We start from the raw sequence: 18,323 nt of genomic DNA on the forward strand, positions 1-18,323 counted from the left end.
ATGGCCACCCTCCCGTTCGCGGACCGCCTGGCCTTCCTGCGCGAGCCCGGCCGCTGGCGCGCGGGGGCGCAGCTCGCGGCGGCGGTGGCCATCGCCTGGGGCGTGTCGCGCGGGATCGGGCTGCCCGAGAGCTTCTGGGCGGTGATGAGCGTGCTGATCGTGATGCGGCCGAGCGCCGGCTCCACGCTCGAGGCCGGCTGGGACCGCGTGCGCGGCACCTTCGCGGGCGCGCTGGCGGGGCTCGCGGGCGTGTGGCTCGCGCACCATGGCGTGCCGATGCAGGCCGACGCGCTCGCGATCGTGCTGCTGCTGGCCTTCGTCGGCGCCGCCGTGCCGGGGCTGCGCAGCGCGCCGGTGGCGGCGCTGATCATTCTCTCGGCCGGCAGCCTGCCGGGCCATTCGGCGCTGCAGGTGGCGCTGCTGCGCATGGCGCAGATGGGCATCGGCGTGGGCGTGGCGCTCGCGATGGCGCTGGTGACGGCCGAGTACCGGGCCGGCGCGCGCTTCGACGCGGGCTGCGCGGCGCTGCTGCGCGGCATGGCGAAGCGGCTGCTGGCGCTGGCCGCGGGCGACGCGGCCGAGGGCGACGGCGAGCGCGCCCGCGCCGCGCTCGCGCGGCTCACGGTGCTGGCGGGCGGCGCCGACCTCGAATCGCGCTGGCCCTGGCGCCACCGCACGGTCGGTGCGCCGAAGGACGCGCACCGGCAGCGCGCGCGCACCATGGCGCGGCTGATGCAGGACGTGGCGCTGCTCGGCCGCGCGATCGGCCAGCAGCAGCCGGCCTCTCACGACGAGACCGCGAAGGCCGCGCGCGCCTCGGCCGGCGCGCTCGCCGCGCTGGCGGATGCGCTCGAAGGCAAGGGCATGGCGCCCGATCTCTCGGTGCTCGAGCGGCTCGCGGCGCGCCATGCGTCGCGCGACGACGCGGCCCGGCCGCTGCTGGCGGCACCGCTCGCGCTGCTGCTGGAAGATCTGCGCGCGCTGCAGGCCACGCGCGCCGCGGCCTAACGCACCAGCGTCGACTTCCCGAACAGGCTCTCGATCAGCTCCACCGCGATCTCGGCCGTCTGGTTGCGCACGTCGAGCGCGGGATTGAGTTCGACCACGTCGACCGAGCCGAGCCGGCCGGTGTCGGCGATCATCTCCATGCACAGCTGCATCTCGCGGTAGGTCGGCCCGCCGCGCACGCCGGTGCCCACGCCGGGCGCGATGTTGGGGTCGAGGCAGTCGAGGTCGAAGCTCACGTGCAGGTGCGTGTCCTCGTCCACGTCCTGCAGCGCCTCGGTCATGGTGGTGCGCATGCCGTGCTCGTCGATGTGGCGCATGTCGAACACGTGGAGGCCCAGCGTGCGGATGGCCTCCTTCTCGTCGGCATCGACGCTGCGGATGCCGATGAAGCGGATCGCCTCGGGCGGCAGCGCCGCGCGTTCGCCGCTCCAGCCGGTCAGCACCGCGGGCCCGTGGCCCAGCAGGCACGACACCGGCATGCCGTGCAGGTTGCCGCTGGGGCTGGTGGTCTCGGTGTTGACGTCGGAGTGCGCGTCGAGCCACAGCACGCGCAGCTTGCGGCCGCGCTTGCGCGCATGCCAGGCCACCGCGCTGATCGAGCCGATCGCCAGGCAGTGGTCGCCGCCCAGCATCAGCGGCACGTGGCCCGCGCCCAGCACCTCGTCGACCGCCGCGTACACGGCGCGGTTCCAGGCGATCACCTCGTCGAGATGGCGCAGCCCGTTGGCCGGCGGCGCCCAGGGCGTGGCCGGGCCCGCGAGGTTGCCGCGGTCGACTAGCGCGAAGCCCTGGCGCACCAGCGCCTCCGCCAGCCCCGCCACGCGCAGTGCGTCGGGGCCCATGCCCGCGCCGCGCACGCTGGCGCCGACGTCGGTGGGAGCGCCGATCAGTTCGAGGGTGAGGTTCATGCGTGGGCCTTCATGTCCTGCCGATCCGGTCCCCGGCATCCGGGGGGCTCGGCGGACCATTGTGCCGAGGAACCGGTGACAGGCCCATGATCCGCCGCGTGCCCGACGCGGTGAAGGGCTGCGCCAGTTGCGCCAGGAAGCCGGCCGCGATCTCGCCGTCGATGCCGATGTCCGCCGGCGGCCGCCGCGCCGGGCGGTACCAGGTGCCGAACAGCAGGTCCCACAGCACCAGGTTCTCGCCGTAGTTGCGGTTGCCCTCGGCCGGCGAGCGCGAATGGTGCCAGCGGTGCAGCGCCGGTGTGCTGAAGACGCGGTCGAGCCAGCCGGTGCGCAGCTCGATGTTGCAGTGGGTCAGCAGTCCCGTGACGGCCGTCACCGCGCCCACCCACAGGAACACCGCGAGCGGCGCGCCCAGCAGGTACAGCGGCAGTTGCCCGAGCAGGGCCTTGAAGGCGCTGTCGACCACGTGGAAGCGGCCGGTGTTCGCCACCCACAGCCGCCGCACGCCGTGATGCAGCGCATGGAAGCGCCACAGCGGCGGCCATTCGTGCGCGCCGCGGTGCGCGATGTAGAGGCCCAGTTCCACCACCGCGAGCGCGAGCACCGCCTGCGCGGCCAGCGGCCAGTGCAGGGGCCAGGCCGTGCCGTGCGCCGAGGGCCGCAGCGCCATCGCGCCGGCCAGCGGCAGGCTCGCCGCGAGCGCGGCCACGACCTGGGCCGCGCCCTTGGTCAGCAGCGTGTGGGCCAGGTCGCAGGGCGTCTGGCCGTCGTCCGCGAGCCAGCGCGGCTCGTGCGGCAGCCAGCGTTCGAGCAGCGCGATGGCCAGCGCGAGCGAGAGGTAGGCCGCGTTGAACCACGCCAGCGGCGCCGCGCTCGCGAAGGCCGCCGCCGCGGCCAGCAGGCCCGCGGCGTAGAGCGCCGGCCACAGCAGCCACGGCAGCCAGCGGCGCGCGGCCTTCATGCCGGCGCCTCGCCGCTTCGCCCGGGCCGCAGCCGCAGCCGGAACAGCGCGCCGCCGCCCGGCGCGTCGTGCACCGTGACCTCGCCGCCATGCAGGCGCGCGATCTCCTGCACCAGGCTCAGGCCGAGCCCGGCGCCGGGCCCGGTCGCATGCCCGCGGTGGAAGGGCTTGAAGATCTGTTCGCGCAGCGCGGCCGGGATGCCGGGGCCGTCGTCGATGACCTCGATGTCGCCCGGCGGCATCACCCGCACCGTCACGGCCCCCATGCCGCCCGCGTGCTCGATCGCGTTGCGCACCAGGTTGGCCAGCGCGCGCGCGATCGCGTCGCGGTCGCCTTCGATCTCCACGCGCGCGGCCAGCGGCTCGAACGAGACCTCGTAGCCCGCGGCGAGCGCCAGCGGCGCCATCTCGGCCACCACCTCGCGCGCCAGCGCCACCAGGTCGATGCGCTGGCGTCCCGTGCCATGGACCTTCATTCGCTGCAGGTCGAGCAGCTGTCCCGCCAGCACCGACAGCCGCGCGGCATCGGCCAGCAGCCGCGTGCGTTCGGCGCCCTCGGCCAGGTTCTCGATGCGCGTGTGGAGGATCGCGATCGGCGTGCGCAGCTCGTGCGCCGCGTCGGCCAGGAAGCGCTCCTGCCGCGCATGGCCGTCGTCCAGCCGCTGCAGGGCATCGTTGAAGGCGCCCACCAGCGTCGCCACTTCGGCCGGCACCTCGGCCAGCGGCAGGCGCACGCCGCGCTGCTCGGCGTCGATCTGGCCGGCGCGCGCCACGATGGCGTGCAGGCCCGAGAGCGTGCGCCGCACCACCACGTGGCTGGCCAGCAGCGTGGCCGCCACGGTGATCGCCAGGATCGGCAGCACCACCTCGAGCAGCACCAGCAGCAGCGACAGGCCGAGGTTGCGCCAGGTGATCGGGCTGTCGGCGCCGGTGAGGATCTGCACCGGGCCGGCGGCGGAGTCGACCCAGCGCATGCGCGCCGACTGCCGCGGCGGATCGCCCATGTTCCAGCCCAGCCGGGCCTGCCCCACGCCGTCGAGCGTGGCGCCGATGTGGGCGAATTCGTCCGGGATGCGGCCCTCGACCAACCGGCCGCCCTGGCGATCTCGCACCGAGAACCACAGCGGCGGCTGCGCCTCGCGCAGCGCGGCGAGCCGCGGCGTCGCGCGCATCGAGAGGCGGCCGTCGGCCCCGCGCATCACCGCCTCCTGCAGTATCTCGACGGTGTTCTCGAGCGAGCTGAAGTTGATCAGGTGCCCCGTGGCCACCAGGGCGCCGATCACCAGCAGCTGGATCGCCGCCTGCAGCAGCACCAGCCGGCGGACCAGGCGGCGCTTCAGTGAGGAGGGCGCCGCGTTCGCCGCTGTGCTCATGGCACGGCCCGCAGCAGGTAGCCCACGCCGCGGATGCCGCAGATCTCCACGCCGGCGCCGGTGTCCGCGAGCTTCCGGCGCAGCCGCGAGACGTGGGTGTCCAGCGCGTTCGACTGGATCTCGACGTCGAAGCCGAACACCGCGCGTTCCAGCGCCTCGCGCAGCACGGTGCGGCCGCCGCGGCGCATCAGCAGCTCCAGCGCCAGCAGCTCGCGTCGCGGCAGCTCCATGCGATGCCCCGCCACGCTGGCTTCTCGGTGCGCGAGGTCGAAGCACAGGCGCGCGACCTGCAGCAGCTCCTGCCGGGTTTCGGCCGGGCGCCGCAGCAGCGCGCGCAGCCGCGCCAGCAGTTCCTCGACCGCGAAGGGCTTGCCCAGGTAGTCGTCGGCGCCCGCGTCGAGGCCGCGCACGCGCTCGTCGAGCGCATCGCGTGCCGTGAGCATCAGCACCGGCACGGGATCGCCGGCGGCGCGCAGCCGCGCCACCAGCGCGAGGCCGTCGCCGTCGGGCAGCCGGCGGTCGAGCACCAGCGCGTCGTAGGGCGTGGCCTCGACATGGCGCGCGCCGTCGGCCAGCGTCGCGGCATGGTCGACCAGGATGCCGCGCCGGTGCAGCGCGGTGAGCAGCACCGAGGCCATTTCGGGTTCGTCTTCCAGCAGCAGGATGCGCACGCGCGTGTTCCTTTCAGGGCGGCGCCGGAGCTCCGGCGTGCCGCACTGTAGGGAGGCTGGATTGCGCGAGTGTTGCGTGCGCGCACCCCGCGCGACGCAATGCTGGCTCCATGTTGGCGGTCGATGCTGGCGTCAGGCCCGCGGTCGCGGGTCATCTGCCAAGGAGCACCGCATGCATGTCCTTCATGTCCAGACCACCCTGCTGCCGGAGGCGATCGTCCTGGCGCTGTCGCTGATGCTCGCCTCGGTCGCGGCGGCCGAGGTGGTGTCGGGTTTCGACGTGCCGCCGCCCGTCCACGACCCCTGCCACGATGGCCGCTACAGCCAGGGCCGCGCGATGAGCTGCGGCGAGCTGTTGCGCCAGCTCGACCGCGAAGAGGCGTTGCGCCGCTCCGAGCGCTGGCGCAGCGATCCCTGCCGGGATGGCCGCTACAGCACGGGCCGGCCGATGACCTGCGCCGAGCTGCGCGAGCGGCTGGAGCGCCGCGAGCGGCGCCTGCCCCCGTGGCGCGACGAACGGCCCTACGGCCTGGGCGAGTCGCTGCGCGACAGCGGCTGACGCGCGTCGCCGCTCAGGCGATGTGGTCCCAGAGGTAGGCGTAGCCCAGCGCGTCCATGAAGGCGGACTGCTTGTTGTCCGAGGCCGCGCTGTGGCCGCCCTCGAGGTTCTCGTAGAAGGCCGTGTCGTGGCCTTGCGCGGCCAGCTTCGCATGCATCTTGCGCGCATGCACCGGGCCCACGCGGTCGTCGCGCGTCGAGGTGGTGAACAGCGAGGGCGGGTACTTGGCGCCGGGCTTCGCGTTCTCGTAGGGCGAGAAGTGGCGGATCCATTCCCACTCCTCGGGCACTTCGGGATCGCCGTACTCGGCGATCCACGAGGCACCGGCCGACAGCTGCGTGTAGCGGCGCATGTCGAGCAGCGCCACCTCGCTCACGATCGCGCCATAGAGCTCCGGATGGCGCGTGAGCATGTTGCCCATCAGCAGGCCGCCGTTGCTGCCGCCCATGGCGCCCAGGTGCGCGGGCGAGGTGATGCCGCGCGCGATCAGGTCCTGCGATACCGCGGCGAAGTCCTCGCTGCTGCGCAGGCGGTTCTGCTGCAGCGCGGCCTGGTGCCAGCGCGGGCCGTACTCGCCGCCGCCGCGGATGTTGGCCACCACGTACACGCCGCCCTGCTCGAGCCAGGCGCGGCCGATGCCGCCGCTGTAGCTGGGCGTGAGCGAGATCTCGAAGCCGCCGTAGGCGTACTGCAGGGTGGGGTTGCGGCCGTTGGCCACCAGGTCCCTGGGCGCGATCTCGAAGTAGGGCACGCGCGTGCCGTCCAGCGAGCGCGCGAAGTGCTGGCTGACCGTGTAGCGCGAGGCGTCGAAGAAGCCCGGGCTGTGCTTGAGCGGCTCGGCCTCGCCCTGGCCCAGGGTGCCGATGTAGAGCGTGGTCGGCTGCAGGAAGCCGCTCACGGTGAGGAAGTAGTCGTCGTTCTCGTCCTCGTCGATGGCGCCGGCCGCGATGGTCGACAGCGCCGGCGCGCCGCCCAGGCTCTCGCGTTGCCACGGGCCCTTGCCGTCCGCTGGCGGCGTGAGCACCTCGATGCGGTTCACCACGTCATGCATCGCGTTCACGATCAGGTGATGACGCGTCCATGAATGGCTGTCGAGCGCGCTGGTGTCGGTGGGCTCGAACAGCAGCGTGAGTTCGCGCGCGCCGGCCATGTAGGCGTCGAAGTTCGCGGCCAGCAGCGAGCCGGCCTTGTAGCTGGCGCCGCCCACCTCCCAGTCGCTGCGCGGCTCGATCAGCAGCCATTCGCGCGTGACGTCGACCACCGCGTCGTCGGGCACCTCGATCCTGGCGAGCGTGCCGTCGGCCGCGCGCACCCAGGTCTCGCTGTCGTAGAAGTCGATGGCGCGCGAGACGAAGTCGCGCTCGAAGCCCGGCGTGGCATCGCGCCAGCCCGAGGCCGAGAGGTCCTCGGTGTCGGCCTCGTAGACCGTGACGGCCTCGGCCAGCGGCGTGCCGCGCTTCCATTCCTTCACGATGCGCGGATAGCTCGAGGTGGTCATCGAGCCCGGGCCGAAGTCGGTTGCCACGTAGAGGTGGTCGATGTCCTTCCAGGCCACCGTGTTCTTGGCCTCGGGCAGCGCGAAGCCGCCCTCGACGAAGGCCTTGCGCACCGGGTCGAACTCGCGCACCACGTCGGCATCGGCGCCGCCGCGCGAGAGCGAGACCAGGCAGCGGCCATAGCCGGGGTAGAGCCAGTCGGCGCCGTGCCAGACCCAGTTCTCGCCCTCGGCCGCGGCCAGTGCGTCGAGGTCGAGCACCGTCTCCCAGGCCGGCTGCGGCTTGCGGTATTCGGCGAGCGTGGTGCGGCGCCACAGGCCCTTGGGATGGGCCTTGTCGCGCCAGAAGTTGTAGTAAAGGGAGTCGACCTTGTAGACCATCGGGATGCGGTCGTCGGAGTCGAGCACCTCGAGCAGGCCCTGCTCGATCTGCTTGAAGCGCGCCGACTGCGCGTGGCGCTGCACCGTCTCGGCGTTGCGGGCCTTGGCCCAGTCGAGGGACTGCGTGCCGTCGATGTCCTCGAGCCAGAGGAAGGGGTCTTGGTCTTGCGCTTGCGGGCGGGGGGAAGAGGTCATGGGCACAGTGTACGAACGCACCGTGAAGGCCCCGGGTCGGATGGACCTTTCGCATTACCCGTGGCCGGTCCCAGAACATCGCTCGGTGCAAACCCGGGTGCGCTCCCCGGTGGAAACACTGAAGGGCGCGGCCCCCCGGCGCAGCGGCCGCACGGTATCCTGCCGAAGCCGAATGCGACGGCATTCCACGACCTAGGAGACACAACACATGAAACACCTGAGCGGTCTCGATGCCACCTTCCTGCATCTGGAAACACCGGAGATGCCGATGCACGTGGGCTCGCTCAACGTGCTCGACCTGCCCAAGGGCTACAAGGGCGACTTCTACGAGGACGCCAAGCAGTTCATGGCCAGCCGCATCCACCTGGCCGACGTGTTCACGCGCAAGCTCGCGCTGATGCCCTTCGACATGACCAACCCGGTGTGGGTGGAGGACGACGATATCGACCTCGACTACCACGTGCGCCACATCTCGCTGCCGCGGCCCGGCACCAACCGGCAGCTGCAGCAGTACGTCGCACGGCTGCATTCCTCGCTGATCGACCGCAGCCGGCCGATGTGGGAGTTCTACATCATCGACGGCCTGAAGAGCGGCCAGGTCGCGCTCTACACCAAGGTGCACCACGCGGGCATCGATGGGCAGGCAGGCGTGGAAGTGGGCAAGGCCATCTTCGACCTCGAGGCCACGGGCCGCGTGGTGAAACCGCCGCGCTCGCGTCCGCGCGGCAGCGGCTACCAGCTCGGCATGGCCGAGCTCGCGAGCGCCGCGCTGCGCAACACGGCGCAGCAGTACGTCAAGCTGTTCAAGATGGCGCCGGCCATCGTGCGCGCCATCAGCGGGCTCGCCAAGCCCGACGAGAAGGCGGCCGAGAAGCTCACGACCACGGCGCCGAAGAAGTTCAACCTCTTCGCGCCGCGCACCTCGCTCAACGTCTCGATCACCAACCAGCGCACCTTCGCGGGCCGCACCATCTCGCTGGCCGAGACCAAGTACATCGCCAAGCACTTCGGCGTGTCGCTCAACGACGTGGTGATGGCCACCGTGGCCGGCGCGCTGCGCCACTACCTGGCCGACAACAACGAGCTGCCGGCCAAGCCGCTGGTGGCGGGCGTGCCCGTGAGCCTGCGCGAGGCCGGCGACGACACGGCCAACAACCAGGCCAGCATGATCCTCGTGAGCCTGGCCACCGACATCACCGATCCGCTGCAGCGGCTCAAGGCCATCAATGCCTCGTCGACCGCCTCGAAGTCGACCATGAACCGCTTCAAGGCCGTGATCCTCGACGACTTCCCGACCTTCGCCGCGCCCTGGCTGGTGTCGGGCATCGCGTCGATGGTGGGCCGCTCGGGCCTGGTCAACATGCTGCCGCCGGCCGCCAACGTGGCGATCTCCAACGTGGCGGGCGCGCCGTTCCCGATGTACTTCGCGGGCGCGCTGGTCACCTGCTACTACCCGGTGTCGATCGCGAGCCACGGCACGGCGCTCAACGTCACGGTGCAGAGCTACAACGGCCGCATGGACTACGGCCTGATCGCCTGCCGCCGCGCCGTGCCCGACATCACCGAGATCGGCGACTACCTGCTGGCCGAGCACAAGCTGCTGATGGAGCTGACGCAGAAGCATCCGTCGGTGGCCGGTGCGCCGGCGCCGAAGCCCGCGGCCGTCGTCGAGGCGCCCGCCGACGCGGAGCCCGCGGTCAAGGTTGCCGCGAAGAAGGCCCCGGCGCGCAAGGCCGCGGCGAAGAAGACGCCGGCACCGGTGGCGAAGAAGGCGCCCGCGAAGAAGGCGGCTGCCAAGGCCGCTCCGAAGGCCGCCGCCAAGACCCCCGCCCGCAAGGCTCCCGCGCGCAAGAGCGCGCCACGCGCCGCGGCCGCCGCCGCTTGAGGACCGCCCGGGTCCGGAAAATTGGGGCAGTTGGACTAGTTTTCCGACGCTTCTAGTTTTCCAGGCCTAGGCCCTCGGGAAGAAGATCACCCCATCGCGAATCCCGCGACCGATCAACTTCCAGGAACAAACCATGTCCACCTCGCAAACCTCCATCGCTTCCGCCGCCGTCCACGTCATCGGCCAGTACAATGACGCCGGCAAGACCCTGGTCGGTGCCTACCGCACCGGCGTGCAGCGCCTGCTCGACGGCGCCGCTTCGCGCTACAGCGACTTCCTCGGCCAGCGCGAGCTGCCGCTGGTGAACGACAAGATCAAGGCCAACCTGATCGGCGCGCAAGCCAAGGTCAACGGCTTCCTGGCCAACCGCCTCGAGATCGACACCGGCCGCATCGTCTCGGTGATGGACCGTGTCGCCACCGGCACCACCAGCGGCATCGAATCGGTTGCCAACCGCGTGGCCCAGGTCGAGTCGCCGGTCGCCACCTCGGTGATCAACGCCCTGTCGGCCGTGAACCAGCCCTTCGCGACCGTGTCGGTGCAGATCGCCGACCGCATCGCCGCCGGTGCCAGGCAGATCGAAGTCCGCGTCGCGGGCAGCGAGGAAGCCAAGCCCGTGCGCACCGTGAAGGCCAAGGCCGCCGCGGTCAAGAAGCCGGTTCGCCGCGCTGCCGCCCGCAAGGCGGCCTGAGTTCCGCGGGCGCCTTCGGGCGCCTTTTTCTTTTGCGGTACCGTCGAAGGTACCGAGTTCCCCTGGAGCGATGCATGGCGACCCGCCGCGATGAACCCGCAGAACTGAAGAAGAAGGCGACGCCTGCGAAGAAGACCGCCGGCGCCAGGACCGCGGCGAGAAAAACGGCGGCGCCGCGCAAGCGCACCGCCGCCAAGGCCAAGCCCGCATCCTCCGGCGAAGGCCTGCTGCGCGCCGGCCTCAAGGCGCTCGACACCGTGCGCAACGACGTCGCCAAGCGGCAGGCCAGCGTCACCAACGTGATCGAAGGCCTGCTGGGCATCGGCGGCAAGGGCGGCGAGGAGGCGAGCGGCGCCAAGGCCGTGCTGACGCGCGGCTTCCCGGGCCTCGACAGCTTCGGCATCCGCAAGTTCGAGGACGTGTTCGACCAGCGCGTGGCCACCGCGCTGCAGCGCCTGGGCATGCCCACGGCCGAGGAGGTGCAGGCGCTGCAGTCGCAGATCGCGGCGCTCGCCGAGCGGCTCGATCGGCTCGAGAAGGCCGCGCGCGGCGGCAAGCGCTGATCCCCGCACGACCCGCAGAACCGCCAGTGGCCGGCTCCAACACCACGCGCGACCGCATCCTGCTGACCAGCCTCGCGCTGTTCAACGCGCAGGGGCTCGCGGCGGTGTCCACCCACAAGATCGCGGCCGAGCTCGGCATGAGCCCGGGCAACCTGCACTACCACTTCAAGGCCAAGCAGCTGATCGTGGAGTGGCTGTTCCGGCGCTTCGAACAGCGGCTCGAATCGCTCAACGGCTCCTCGGCCGGCATCGCGGCCATCGACGACCTGTGGCTCGCGCTGCACCTGCGCTTCGAGGCGATCAACGAGTACCGCTTCATCTATCGCGACATGGCCTTCCTCGCGAGCGAGTACCCGGTGCTGGGCCAGCGCGCACAGGCCCTGACCGCGCAGAACCTGCTGGCGGCCCAGTCGCTGTGCGAAGGGCTGGTGGCCTCGGGCGTGATCGAGACCAGCGCCGAGCAAGCGCGCATCCTCGCGCTGCAGATGGTGTTCACCACCACCTGCTGGCTGTCGTTCGAACGGCTGGTGCCGGGCCGCGACGCGCTGGCGCAGGCCGATCCGGGACTGGCGGCCTTCTACACGCTGACCCTGGTTTCCCCGTATGTTTCGGGCGAATCGAGGGCTTACCTCGATTACCTGAGGGCCAAATACCTCGGATAACAGACGACACCGTCCGACGGGGGGCCGCGTGGCGGAACCCCAGACTGCAACGAAGAACCAACAGAAGCGCAGAGACACGCAAGAAAGGACCCGCTCATGACCACCGCCACCCGTGAACACATCTCGCCGCCTTCGCGCCTGCTGCTGCTGGCCGAAGGCCGCGCGCTCTGGGAAACCGGCGCGGGCCTCGCCATGTGGCCGCTGCTGCAGCTCACGCCGCGCGGCGATGGTCATCCAGTGCTGGTGCTGCCGGGCCTGGTGGCCGGCGATGCCTCCACGCTGGTGCTGCGCCGTTATCTCGCGAGCCGCGGCTACGACGCGCACGGCTGGGGCCTGGGCCGCAACTTCGGTCCGCGCGAAGGCGTGGAGGACGGCATGGTCGAGTTGCTGCACAAGCTGCACGACGACAGCGGCCAGAAGGTCAGCCTGGTCGGCTGGAGCCTGGGCGGCGTGTATGCGCGGCTGTTGGCGTCGGCGCATCCCGGTGTGGTGCGCAGCGTGGTCACGCTGGGCAGCCCGTTTTCGGGCAGCCCGCGTGCCACCAATGCCTGGCGCGTCTACGAAGGCGTGAGCGGCCAGAGCTCGCACGACCCGCGCCGCATGAAGTTCGTGCAACCCACGCCCTCGGTGCCCACCACCTCGATCTTCAGCCGCACCGACGGTGTCGTGGCCTGGCGCTGCAGCATCGAGAAGACCGGGCCGAAGTCCGAGAACATCGAGGTCATCGCGAGCCATCTGGGCCTGGGCGCGCATCCCGCGGTGCTCTATGCGCTGGCCGACCGGCTGTCGCAGCCCGAGGGCGGCTGGAAGCCGTTCGACCGCGGCCTGCTGGGGCCGCTGGTCTATCCCGATCCCGATCGCCAGAACTGAGGCCCGCCGCCGGGGCCTTCAGGCCTCGGCGTAGCCCGCCGGCTCGCAGGCGAACTCGGCCTGCGAGCGCACTTCCTGCAGCATGTAGCCGCGCCCGTAGGCGGCGCGCAGCACCAGAGCGCCATCCTCCTGCAGCGCGAGCTTCTTGCGCACGCTGGCCGCCGCGATGTTGAGCGCGCGGGCGCCCTCGTGCGGCGGCCGCTTCCACAGCGCGATCCAGAGGAACTCGCGCGTCAGCAGCTGGCCGAGATGGCGGAACAGCATCAGCGCGAGGTCGAACTCGCGCGGATCGAGGCGCACCTCGCGCCCGCGCCGCAGCACCAGCCGTTCGTCCTCGAGAAAGCGGTAGTCGCCGCAGACCAGCTCCCGCGCTTCGGCGCCCGGCCGCGCCGGCGTGCGCGAGCGCGACAACAGCGCGCGCAGGCGCCATTCGAGTTCGTGGTCGGCCAGCGGCAGCGGCGCGAAGTCGACCAGGCCGTGGCCATGGCACAGCGCCTCGACCGCGGGCGGCGTGCGCCAGGCCGAATCTTCCGCGAGCAGCAGCACCGGCATGCGCCGCAGCCGGCAGGCGGCCGAGAGGTCGGCCCAGGCGGTTTCGTGTTCGGGATGGAGCAGCAGCAGGTCGAAGCGCCAGCCGCCCTGCAATGCCTTGAGCAGGCCGGTGGCGCCATGGAACGGCATCGCGCCGTAGCCGCGCCGCGCCATGCGCTGCGCGAGCGCCGCACCCCGGACGGCATCGCCGTCCACCACCGCCGCGCGCGGCGGTTCGTCTGCCCTGAGCATGCCCCATGCCTCCCGGTTGTTGATCGGATCGCGGATCCCGTGGATCTCGCGAGCCTCCGATCTTCAGCGGTAGGGTCTAGGCGTGAAAAACCAGAACCGGCGGAAAGTTAGTCCAACTGCTCCAACTTTTTTCGCGTGGCGAGGGGTGCCTCAGCTGCCGGCCCAGACGTCGAGCACGTAGCGCTGGTCCGCGATCATCCGGTCCATCCACGCGGCGCTGTCCTGGCCGTGCTCGCGCGCGATGTCGGACAGCGCGCGCCGCACGTCGGGCTCCATGCGCGAGCCGTCGCCGCAGACGTAGACCACGGCGCCGGCTTCGAGCAGCGCCCACACCTGCGCCGCCTGCTCGCGGATCAGGTCCTGCACGTAGACCTTGCGCTCGCCCGCGCGCGAGAAGGCGGTGTGCAGCTTCATCAGGCCGCGGTGCGACCAGGCCTTGAGCTCCTCGGCGTAGATGAAGTCCTGCTCGGGATGACGGCAGCCGAAGAACAGCAGCGCCTCGCCGAGCGCGGTGCCGGCCTCGGCCTGCGCCGCGCGCTCCTGCAGGAAGCCGCGGAACGGCGCCAGCCCGGTGCCCGGGCCGATCATGATCAGCGGGCGCCGCGCGTCCTCGGGCAGGCGGAAGCCCTCGGCCGTGGTCTCGCGCACCACGCCGTGCACCGTGTCGCCGGCCTCGGCGCGCGCCAGGAAGTTGGAGCACACGCCCTCGAAGGTGCCGAGGCCCGACCTGGCCGGGCCGCTGACCACGCCCACCGTCACGCTGCACTTGCCGGGCGTCATCGTGGGCGAGGAGGAGATCGAGTAGTAGCGCGGCGACAGCGGCGACAGCATCTCGAGGAACACGGCGAACGGCACCTGGCAGGCGCGGTGCTCCTCGAGCAGGTCGAGCAGCGACTTGCGCTTGTGCAGCACCTCGGCCTTGTAGGCCGCCTGCGAGGCCTCGTCGCTGCCCGACAGCGCCACCAGCTTCGGCCGGGTGAACGGGCACTCGGTGTAGGCCGCGAGCGTGGCGATCTGCTTGCGCGTGGCCACGTCCTGCAGCTCGACGTAGTCGCCCAGCAGGCGGTCGACCGCGATCACCTGCTCGACCGGCAGCGCCGGCTTGCGGCCCGCGATCGCATGCAGCCGCACATGGGCGGTGCGGTCGAAGCCGAAACGCGCCATCGCGCGCTCGACCTGCTTCGGGCTGTTGCGCGGCACCACGCTCAGGTGGTCGCCGGCGCGGTAGACCAGGCCTTCGGGCAGCATCAGCTCGACGTGGCGCGTGGAGCGGCCGGCCTCGCCGCCGGCGCCGTGCTGCAGCTCGCGGTTCTCGATCACGCGCAGCGCCACCGCGCCCAGCGCGTCGACGATGGCGTTGTTCTGCGGCGGCGGCAGTTCCTCCAGCGTGTAGAGCGGCTCGCTCTGCGCGGGCGTGTCGGCGCCGGTCTTGATGCCGAAGGCCTTCACCAGCTCGGGCCACAGCGCGTCGCTCCAGTCCTGGAAGGCGCCGTCCATGTCCTCGCGCGCATCGCCCTCGCCGCGCGGATGCACGCGCGTGGCGCCCAGCGCCTCGAGCCGCTCGTCGATGCGCCGCGGCACCGCCTGGTAGGTGGCGGCCCAGTCGGTGTTGCCGCAGCCGAACACGCTGAAGCGCACGCCGTTGAGCGCGTCGTCGGCCTTGTCGAGCCAGCGGTGGAACTCGGCCGCGTTGTCGGGCGCCACGCCGTTGTACGAGGCGCAGACGATGGCCACCGCGCCGCTGGCCGGCAGCCGCTCGGCGTAGTCGTCGAGCGAGGCCAGCTGGGTCGAGAAGCCGCGTGCCTCGCCGGCTTCGGCGAGCTGGCGCGCCAGGTCCTCGGCGGTGCCGAGGTTGGAGCCCTGCAGCACCAGCAGCGAGGTGCCGTGGCGCGCGGCCTGCGGCTTGCGCGCCGCCGGCTGCACGGGCTGCGCCGGCGCGGCGGCCGCGTCGTTGATGTTGCCGCGCGGGCGCGTCGCCGGGTCGCGCAGCAGCGCCTTGATCCGGAAGCCCTCGGGCTTGATGGTCAGCGCTTCCTTGATCTTGAGCTTGTAGCCAGTGTGGTCCACCAGGGTGAAGCGCTGCAGGATCATGCCCAGCGTCAGCACCGCCTCCTGCAGCGCGAACTGGCGCCCGATGCAGGCGCGCTGGCCGTTGCCGAAGGGCTTGAAGGCATTGACCGGGCGCTCGCGCTCGGCCTCGCGGCTGAAGTTGTCGGGATCGAACTGGTCGGCGTTCTCGCCCCAGATGCCCTTGTCCCGATGCAGCGCCAGCGCATGCATGATGACCATGTTGTTCTTCTTGATCGTGTACTGGCCGCCGATCTTGGTGTCCTCCTTCGCGCGCATCGAGATCGCGGGCGCGGTCGGGAACATGCGCAGCGACTCCTTGAGCACCTGCATCACGTACTGCAGCCGGTTGACCTGCGCATAGGTGGGCTTGAGCGAGGTGTCGGGCCCGAACACGTTGTCGACCTCGGCCTGCGCCTTGGCCAGCGCCTCGGGGTTCTTCAGCAGGAAGTAGATGGCGAACGAGAGCAGGCCGCTGGTGGTTTCGTGGCCCGCGATGAGGAATTCGATGCACTCGTCGCGGATCATCTTGTCGGTGAGCTGCTCGCCGCTCTTCTTGTCCACGCCCGCGATCATGTAGCTCAGCAGGTCGGGCTTGGTCGCGATGTCGGCGCCGCTCGCGCGCCGCTCCTCGATGATGTCCTCCACCATCTTGTGCATGTAGCGGATGTCCTTGCGCTGCTGCGCCAGCTCCTTCTTGAGCATCAGCTCCTCGAGCGGCAGGCCGCGCCGGTTCTGCACCGTCTCGAGCGTGCGCACCATCGCGTCGACGAAGGGATGGAAGCCCTCGCGGTAGAAGGAGTTGAAGCGGTAGCCGAAGCCGCACAGGCCGATGGTGTCGAGCGTGAGCGCGGTCATGTCGCGCACCACGTCGACCTCCTCGTCGAAGTTCAGCCGCTCCCACTTGGTCACGAGCTGCCCCGCGATGTCCAGCATCATGGGGTGGTAGGCCTGCATGGCGCGCTGGCTGAAGTTGGCCAAGAGGATGTTGTGCGGCTTCGACCAGGTCTCCTCGTGGGTGTCGGAGGTGAACAGGCCGTGCGAGGCGGCGCGCAGCCGGCGCAGCGCGCCGCGCGTGCTCTTGTCGAAGCGCGCCTCCTCGCAGAGTTCGTCGACCAGCGCGGGCGACGACACCACGATCACCGGCATGCCCGGCATGTCCAGCCAGTAGATGCCGCCGAGCTCCTGGGCGATCTTCCACATGTCCAGCACCGGGGAGTCGGAGCCGATCGACAGCAGGTTGCCCACGAAGGGCTTCTTGGCGGGATGGGGGATCGGGTGGAGCGAGTTCTTGCCTGCCATGGGTCTGGATGTTGTGCTGCTGCGGGAGGCGGCCGCGGGGCGCGCCGAGGGGGAACGACCACTGGAGTATCGAAGCGGCTCCCCTGGCGGCAGGACGGGGTTTCCCTTAGCAAATGTCAGGGCCGCGGCCGAGGCGCCGCCGCGGTCCGTCCGCACGTATTCGGGTTTTCAGCATGCATCATTGTTGGGCATGCGCACTAGCATTGTTCAACAATTCGTGTGAACGGCATGCCTCCATAGTTTGAAATTGTTCATCTATTTGGCACGAGGCTTGCATCGGGGTGGGCAGGCCGGGGTACCGCGCCTGGATCACGTCGCACCGTTTTCCATCAACCCGGCCATGCCACTTCCTGGAGGATCTTTTTCCATGTTCCGAACGTCTCTTGCCGCCGTCGCGCTTTCCTGCCTGGCCGCTTCCGCGCTCGCGCAGACCAAGTGGGACCTGCCCACCGCCTATCCGTCCAACAACTTCCACACCGAGAACATCGCGCAGTTCGCCAAGGACGTCGACACGGCGACCGGCGGCAAGCTCAAGATCACGGTGCATTCGAACGCCTCGCTGTTCAAGGCGCCCGAGATCAAGCGCGCGGTGCAGGGCGGCCAGGCGCAGCTCGGCGAGATCCTGCTGGTGAACTTCCAGAACGAATGGCAGGTGTTCGGCACCGACGGCATTCCCTTCCTGGCCGACAGCTACGACGCGGCCTGGAAGCTCTACCAGGCGCAGAAGCCCGTGCTCGACAAGAAGCTCGCCGAGCAGGGCATCCAGCTGCTCTACACGGTGGCCTGGCCGCCGCAGGGCATCTTCGTGAAGAAGCCGATCGCCTCGGCCGCCGACCTCAAGGGCGTGAAGTGGCGCGCCTACAGCCCCGCCACCGCGCGCATCGGCGAACTGGTCGGCGCGCAGGCCGTCACCGTGCAGCAGGCCGAGCTCTCGCAGGCCATGGCCACCGGCGTGATCGAGTCGTACATGTCCTCGGGCTCCACCGGCTACGACACCAAGACCTACGAGTACATCAAGAACTTCTACGACACCCAGGCCTGGCTGCCGAAGAACGCGGTGCTGGTGAACAAGAAGGCCTTCGAGGCCCTCGACAAGCCCGTGCAGGACGGCCTGCTGAAGGCGGCGGCCGAGGCCGAGAAGCGCGGCTGGGAGCTGTCGAAGAAGAAGAACGTCGAGTACCTCGACCTGCTCAAGAAGAACGGCATGACCGTGCTCGCGCCTTCCGAACAGCTCAAGAACGACCTCAAGAAGGTCGGCGACACGATGCTCAAGGAATGGGTCGAGAAGGCCGGCCCCGAGGGCCAGGCCGTGGTCGACGCCTACCGGAAGATGTGAGCGCGCGGGGCTGCACCGATGAATGCGAACACCATGCGGGCCAGTGCGCCGGCCTCCGGGGCGGCCTCGATGCGCAGGTCCCTGGACTTCCTCTACGACAGCGCCGCCGCCCTGGCCGCGTTCTTCCTGTTCGCCTTGCTGGTGATGGTGCTGCTGTCCATCCTCGGGCGGCAACTGAGCTTCAACGTGCCCGGCATCGATGCCTACGCGGGCTACATGATGGCGGCCAGCGGCTTTCTCGCGCTGGCGCACACGCTCAAGCGCGGCGAGCACATCCGCGTGACGCTGGTGCTCTCCAGCCTCGGCGCCGGCGCGCGCCGCTGGCTCGAGCGCTGGGCCATGGGCGCCGGTGCGCTGCTGGCGGCGCTGTTCGCCTTCTACTGCGTGCGGCTGGTGTGGCAGTCCTGGGCCTTCCACGACGTGTCGACCAGCAACGACGCCACGCCGCTGTGGATTCCGCAGCTGTCGATGGCGCTCGGCGCGCTGGTGTTCGCCGTCGCGGCGGTGGACGAGTTCTTCATCGAATGGAACGGCCGCCCGCAGCGCGCCGACGGGGAGGCCTTGCGCCATGAGTGACATCGCCATCGCCGGCCTCCTGATCCTCTCGCTGTTC

Annotated in this window: 16 protein-coding genes; 9 read left to right on the plus strand and 7 right to left on the minus strand. The window is 70.7% G+C overall.

The annotated features are described in order from the left end of the window. The gene (locus KV106_RS22415; RefSeq protein ID WP_261212425.1) at positions 1 to 1,008 is read left to right on the plus strand and encodes an FUSC family protein; all 1,008 of its coding nucleotides are present in this window, start codon (positions 1 to 3) and stop codon (positions 1,006 to 1,008) included. Here KV106_RS22415 and rocF read toward each other — a convergent pair. Genes rocF through KV106_RS22435 form a run of 4 tightly spaced genes read right to left on the minus strand, consistent with a single transcriptional unit; the run spans position 1,005 to position 4,921 of the window. Beyond that, positions 1,005 to 1,916, minus strand: a complete 912-nt coding sequence (gene rocF, locus KV106_RS22420) for an arginase (protein WP_261212427.1) — start codon at positions 1,914 to 1,916, stop codon at positions 1,005 to 1,007. The genes KV106_RS22415 and rocF overlap by 4 nt on opposite strands. Before the next feature lie 10 nt (positions 1,917 to 1,926). Continuing rightward, a complete protein-coding gene (locus tag KV106_RS22425; RefSeq protein ID WP_261212429.1) occupies positions 1,927 to 2,877 on the minus strand; it encodes a sterol desaturase family protein in 951 nt (316 codons plus the stop codon). After that, complete coding sequence (locus tag KV106_RS22430; RefSeq protein WP_261212431.1) at positions 2,874 to 4,250, minus strand: sensor histidine kinase; 1,377 nt, start codon at positions 4,248 to 4,250, stop codon at positions 2,874 to 2,876. The genes KV106_RS22425 and KV106_RS22430 overlap by 4 nt, the downstream gene beginning before the upstream one ends. Continuing rightward, complete coding sequence (locus KV106_RS22435; RefSeq protein WP_261212433.1) at positions 4,247 to 4,921, minus strand: response regulator transcription factor; 675 nt, start codon at positions 4,919 to 4,921, stop codon at positions 4,247 to 4,249. The genes KV106_RS22430 and KV106_RS22435 overlap by 4 nt, the downstream gene beginning before the upstream one ends. Before the next feature lie 172 nt (positions 4,922 to 5,093). Between KV106_RS22435 and KV106_RS22440 the strand changes: the two genes are divergently transcribed. After that, a complete protein-coding gene (locus KV106_RS22440) occupies positions 5,094 to 5,480 on the plus strand; it encodes a hypothetical protein (RefSeq protein ID WP_261212435.1) in 387 nt (128 codons plus the stop codon). Positions 5,481 to 5,493: 13 nt separating this feature from the next. On the opposite strand, the gene KV106_RS22445 is transcribed toward KV106_RS22440, so the two are convergent. Beyond that, positions 5,494 to 7,551, minus strand: coding sequence for a prolyl oligopeptidase family serine peptidase (locus KV106_RS22445; protein ID WP_261212437.1), 2,058 nt, complete (start codon positions 7,549 to 7,551; stop codon positions 5,494 to 5,496). Between the two features lie 208 nt (positions 7,552 to 7,759). Between KV106_RS22445 and KV106_RS22450 the strand changes: the two genes are divergently transcribed. The 5 genes from KV106_RS22450 (at position 7,760) to KV106_RS22470 (ending at position 12,222) form a co-directional block, all read left to right on the plus strand. Further along, positions 7,760 to 9,436, plus strand: coding sequence for a WS/DGAT/MGAT family O-acyltransferase (locus KV106_RS22450; protein ID WP_261212439.1), 1,677 nt, complete (start codon positions 7,760 to 7,762; stop codon positions 9,434 to 9,436). A 133-nt stretch (positions 9,437 to 9,569) separates the two neighbouring features. Next, positions 9,570 to 10,127, plus strand: coding sequence for a hypothetical protein (locus tag KV106_RS22455; RefSeq protein WP_057594027.1), 558 nt, complete (start codon positions 9,570 to 9,572; stop codon positions 10,125 to 10,127). Between the two features lie 74 nt (positions 10,128 to 10,201). Continuing rightward, entirely contained in the window at positions 10,202 to 10,690 is a 489-nt protein-coding gene (locus KV106_RS22460) for a phasin family protein (protein WP_057594028.1), read from the plus strand. A gap of 26 nt (positions 10,691 to 10,716) precedes the next feature. After that, positions 10,717 to 11,352 carry a TetR/AcrR family transcriptional regulator gene (locus KV106_RS22465; RefSeq protein WP_057594029.1) on the plus strand — a complete coding sequence of 212 codons (636 nt, stop codon included), beginning with the start codon at positions 10,717 to 10,719 and terminating at the stop codon, positions 11,350 to 11,352. A gap of 96 nt (positions 11,353 to 11,448) precedes the next feature. Continuing rightward, entirely contained in the window at positions 11,449 to 12,222 is a 774-nt protein-coding gene (locus KV106_RS22470; RefSeq protein ID WP_261212443.1) for an esterase/lipase family protein, read from the plus strand. Between the two features lie 18 nt (positions 12,223 to 12,240). Here the strand turns inward: KV106_RS22470 and KV106_RS22475 are convergent, their stop codons facing one another. Continuing rightward, positions 12,241 to 13,005 (minus strand): response regulator transcription factor, encoded by a 765-nt coding sequence (locus tag KV106_RS22475; protein ID WP_261212445.1) that lies wholly within the window; start codon positions 13,003 to 13,005, stop codon positions 12,241 to 12,243. Positions 13,006 to 13,155: 150 nt separating this feature from the next. Next, entirely contained in the window at positions 13,156 to 16,374 is a 3,219-nt protein-coding gene (locus KV106_RS22480) for a bifunctional cytochrome P450/NADPH--P450 reductase (protein WP_261212447.1), read from the minus strand. A 367-nt stretch (positions 16,375 to 16,741) separates the two neighbouring features. On the opposite strand from KV106_RS22480, the gene KV106_RS22485 reads away from it, so the two are divergent. Together KV106_RS22485 and KV106_RS22490 are read left to right on the plus strand one after the other, a co-directional pair. Further along, a complete protein-coding gene (locus tag KV106_RS22485) occupies positions 16,742 to 17,710 on the plus strand; it encodes a TRAP transporter substrate-binding protein (RefSeq protein WP_057594033.1) in 969 nt (322 codons plus the stop codon). Between the two features lie 69 nt (positions 17,711 to 17,779). Further along, a complete protein-coding gene (locus KV106_RS22490) occupies positions 17,780 to 18,286 on the plus strand; it encodes a TRAP transporter small permease (RefSeq protein WP_057594036.1) in 507 nt (168 codons plus the stop codon). Positions 18,287 to 18,323 lie beyond the last annotated feature (37 nt).

Source organism: Variovorax endophyticus, from assembly GCF_025376855.1.
Classification (GTDB): Bacteria; Pseudomonadota; Gammaproteobacteria; order Burkholderiales; family Burkholderiaceae_C; genus Variovorax.

Excerpts from the sequence above, each read along its gene's own strand:
- KV106_RS22415 (WP_261212425.1), top strand. The coding sequence starts at position 1 with ATGGCCACCCTCCCGTTCGCGGACCGCCTGGCCTTCCTGCGCGAGCCC.
- rocF (WP_261212427.1), bottom strand. The coding sequence starts at position 1,916 with ATGAACCTCACCCTCGAACTGATCGGCGCTCCCACCGACGTCGGCGCC.
- KV106_RS22425 (WP_261212429.1), bottom strand. The coding sequence starts at position 2,877 with ATGAAGGCCGCGCGCCGCTGGCTGCCGTGGCTGCTGTGGCCGGCGCTC.
- KV106_RS22430 (WP_261212431.1), bottom strand. The coding sequence starts at position 4,250 with ATGAGCACAGCGGCGAACGCGGCGCCCTCCTCACTGAAGCGCCGCCTG.
- KV106_RS22440 (WP_261212435.1), top strand. The coding sequence starts at position 5,094 with ATGCATGTCCTTCATGTCCAGACCACCCTGCTGCCGGAGGCGATCGTC.
- KV106_RS22445 (WP_261212437.1), bottom strand. The coding sequence starts at position 7,551 with ATGACCTCTTCCCCCCGCCCGCAAGCGCAAGACCAAGACCCCTTCCTC.
- KV106_RS22450 (WP_261212439.1), top strand. The coding sequence starts at position 7,760 with ATGAAACACCTGAGCGGTCTCGATGCCACCTTCCTGCATCTGGAAACA.
- KV106_RS22455 (WP_057594027.1), top strand. The coding sequence starts at position 9,570 with ATGTCCACCTCGCAAACCTCCATCGCTTCCGCCGCCGTCCACGTCATC.
- KV106_RS22460 (WP_057594028.1), top strand. The coding sequence starts at position 10,202 with ATGGCGACCCGCCGCGATGAACCCGCAGAACTGAAGAAGAAGGCGACG.
- KV106_RS22470 (WP_261212443.1), top strand. The coding sequence starts at position 11,449 with ATGACCACCGCCACCCGTGAACACATCTCGCCGCCTTCGCGCCTGCTG.
- KV106_RS22475 (WP_261212445.1), bottom strand. The coding sequence starts at position 13,005 with ATGCTCAGGGCAGACGAACCGCCGCGCGCGGCGGTGGTGGACGGCGAT.
- KV106_RS22480 (WP_261212447.1), bottom strand. The coding sequence starts at position 16,374 with ATGGCAGGCAAGAACTCGCTCCACCCGATCCCCCATCCCGCCAAGAAG.
- KV106_RS22485 (WP_057594033.1), top strand. The coding sequence starts at position 16,742 with ATGTTCCGAACGTCTCTTGCCGCCGTCGCGCTTTCCTGCCTGGCCGCT.
- KV106_RS22490 (WP_057594036.1), top strand. The coding sequence starts at position 17,780 with ATGCGCAGGTCCCTGGACTTCCTCTACGACAGCGCCGCCGCCCTGGCC.